This window comes from Dyella sp. (assembly GCF_036568765.1).
Classification (GTDB): domain Bacteria; phylum Pseudomonadota; class Gammaproteobacteria; order Xanthomonadales; family Rhodanobacteraceae; genus GSA-30.
In genome coordinates, this window is the sequence record NZ_DATCRY010000321.1 from 1 (window position 1) to 2,672 (window position 2,672).

2 protein-coding genes are annotated in these 2,672 nt (G+C 58.7%); both read right to left on the reverse strand.

Annotated elements, in window-relative coordinates; translation table 11 throughout:
- On the reverse strand, nucleotides 1–882 hold an 882-nt coding region (locus VIM98_RS20220), incomplete at its 3' end, for a S46 family peptidase (protein WP_331994905.1).
- A gap of 136 nt (nucleotides 883–1,018) precedes the next feature.
- The coding region (locus tag VIM98_RS20225; RefSeq protein WP_331994906.1) for a TonB-dependent receptor at nucleotides 1,019–2,672 on the reverse strand (1,654 nt) is incomplete at its 5' end.

A 2,672-nucleotide genomic window follows, 5' to 3' on the forward strand; every position in this document is an offset into this window, starting at 1 on the left:
GCGTGCGTACTGCCACAGCACGCCGCGTTCCTCGGAGAGAAAACCGTAGAACGGCGTCAGGGTCTGATCGCGTTGGTAAGACAGCTGTAGCCACGGCGTTTCGCGTTGGGTGGAACCGGGATTGCCCACCACAAAAGTCATGTCGCCAGCCTTGGGGCCTTGCGGTGCGAAGGGCAGGTAATCCGGCGTGCTGGCCGGCTTGCCATCGACGTAGGCGCGGAAGAACGTGACATCCAGGTCGTAGCGCGGAAAGTTGAAGTTGTCCGGGTCGCCACCGAAGAACGCAATGGATTGCTCTGGTGCGAACACCAGCCGCACATCCTGGTAACGGCGGTACTTATAGAGCGCGTAGCGGCCACCGTGGTACAGCGTGACCACATCGCAGCGCCAGGTCTTGGCGTCTCCACCGACGCATTGCTGTTCGATCTGCGCGTTGACCGCACGTTCGGCCTTGATGCGTTCGGCGCCGCTCTTGCCGTCCGTCGCTGCGTTTACCTGCGAGGTTACGTCAGTGATGGTATCGAGCTGATTGAGCTCTACTTCCGGACACTTTGGCTCGTCCTCACGCGTTTTTGCCGCATAGCCGTCGGCCATATAGTTCTTGCCTTGGCCCGACAACTGTGAAAGGCAGCCATTGGCGCAGTGGTGATTGGTCATTACCAAGCCGTTGGCCGAGACGAACGAACCCGAGCAGCCTTCGGCTAAACGAACGGTGGCGCGTCGAATGCGGTCGACCCAGGCCTGGGTGGGAGTAAAGCCATAATGTTGCTGCATTTGCTGTACCGGCAAACGGTCCAGCGTCCACATGCCTTCATCGGCCATCGCCGTGGCGGCACAGAACGCTGTTACCGAAGCGATCAGTCCGGTCATCCAGAACTTCATCGGTTGTGCCCTCAGTGATTGTTACAATATAACAATATTGCGAGTGGGCAGATCTCGGCACATGCCTGAAGTCATGGCAAGGTGCTATGCCGGTACCTGGCTGGGCATCGAGCGGACGCCCAGCCAGGTGTCACGGTCAGAAATTGGCATGGATGTCGATGAAAGCGCTGCGTGGCTCGCCGACATAGGCACCGGCGACATTGGCCGCGATGAAATATCGCCGATCGGTGATGTTGTGGATGTTGACATTCACACCCCATGTCGACGCTTCGTATCCGATGAGCGCATTCATGATGGCGTAGGACGGAATCGAATTAACGTTGGTCAGGTCGCTATAACTCTTGCCCTGGTAGTTCGCGCCAGCGCCAATGCGGAAGCCGGAGAGGCCGCCGATATGGAAGTTGTAAGTGCTCCACAGGTTTGCCATGACATCCGGCGCGCCTTGCGGGCGGTGTCCCACTGAGGCGATGCCCTGCGGATTGTCCGTGAGGAAGGGATCCTGATGGGTCACGTTAGCAAGCAAGTGCCATCGATCGGTGACGGCGATGTCCGTGGAGGCTTCTACGCCGCGGGTCTTTTGCGCATCGAATACCACCGCTTCGATACCGTTGAGCGTGGTGGCTGTCGCTACGTGATCGCGCTTGACGTCGAAAGCCGCCGTATTCAATACCACCCGATCGTCGAGCCAAGCGAACTTGATGCCCGCTTCGTACTGCAGGGCCGATTCCGGCGCGCCGACGCCGTTCTGTGTATTTTCCGAATTGAAGTTTGCCAAGTGGCTGAGAGAAACGCCGACATAGGGCGACATCCAGGGCAGTGCCTTGTAAAGCGCTCCGATATTCCAGCTCAGCGGGGAGTCGTTGCGTGAATCCTTCACTCCTGCGAGTAGCGGCTGTGCATCCGTACCGAAACGGCCGGGGACCGTGATTCGCGGTGTCAATGCGGTACTCCACACGTTCTGGCGTACACCGGCGCGGACTTTCAGCGTGTCGGTCACGTCGATCTGATCGGTGGCATAGGCGCTGTAATAACGCGAGCCCAGGCGGTCGTCATCGCAGGAATGTTTGGCGTCGCAGAGGAAATGTACCGAGGAAAGCGAGGGTTCCGGTGGTATGGGGGAGAACGCGTCGGGGATATTGGGCAGATCTGCGGTCTCGCGTTCGGTCGATAGTTTCTGTTGCTGGTATTCGAAGCCCGTCAGTAAAGTGTGCTGGATCGGGCCGGTAGCGAACCTCCAGATGGGTTCGAACTGATAATCGATGCTGCGATCGCGATCGTCCTGTTGGCGCAACTGGCGATTGACTAACTGGCCGTTGGTTATTTTGGTGCTGGCGCTATCGCCATTGACGATGGCATCGAGCGTGCGGCGCAGGAACGAGAAGCGGTTATCGATGGTCAAGAAATCGCTGACGGCCCACTGGTCGCTCAGCATCGTGCGGAAGAAGTCGGAGCGTGCATGGGCGAAAAGCGAGGAATATTTCGCATTGATAGGTACGTCGCGAATCGGAGAGCCGTTGAAATAGATCAGGCCGTACGAATCCGGCGTTTCATGGATATTGCGCAAGTCGAATGCCAGATCGGTGATGTGCTTGCCCCATTGCCAACGGAAGGCCGGCCGTATCTCGTGATCGCGCGCGGAAAGATCGCGAAAGCCGTCCGTATGCGACACCGTGGCATCGATGCGGTAATCCAGTCCGCTCATGCCGGTAGGGCCGGTGAGGTAGGCGCTGCCGGCGACCGTACCGAACGATCCCACCTGCACGCTGCCGCCGTAGTGCAGGGTAGAAGAG